This window comes from Achromobacter sp. GbtcB20 (genome assembly GCF_019091095.1).
In the GTDB taxonomy this organism is placed as follows: domain Bacteria; phylum Pseudomonadota; class Gammaproteobacteria; order Burkholderiales; family Burkholderiaceae_B; genus Achromobacter; species Achromobacter mucicolens.
In genome coordinates, this window is record NZ_JAGXJZ010000676.1 from 1 (window position 1) to 255 (window position 255).

1 protein-coding gene is annotated in these 255 nt (G+C 65.5%); it reads left to right on the forward strand.

The genetic code is table 11. The features are described from left to right. On the forward strand, nucleotides 1-255 hold a 255-nt coding region (locus tag KVT32_RS30690), incomplete at both ends, for an endonuclease/exonuclease/phosphatase family protein (protein ID WP_371825649.1).

Here is a 255-nt window from a genome sequence, read left to right on the forward strand (position 1 = left end):
GAACGACGTCGCGTGGTCGGTGACCACCCGCCTGTTCCGCAAGATCAGCGGCCTGCTCGACCCGCGCATCGGACGCGGCATGTACAACACCTTCCACGCCGGCATTCCTTTCCTGCGCTGGCCGCTCGACCACCTGTTCCACAGCAAGCACTTCACCCTCTCCTTCATCCGGCGCCTGCCGAAGTTCGGTTCCGACCATTTCCCGTTGCTGGTCGAGCTGGCCTACGACCGCAGGCACGGCGCCGACCAGGAAGG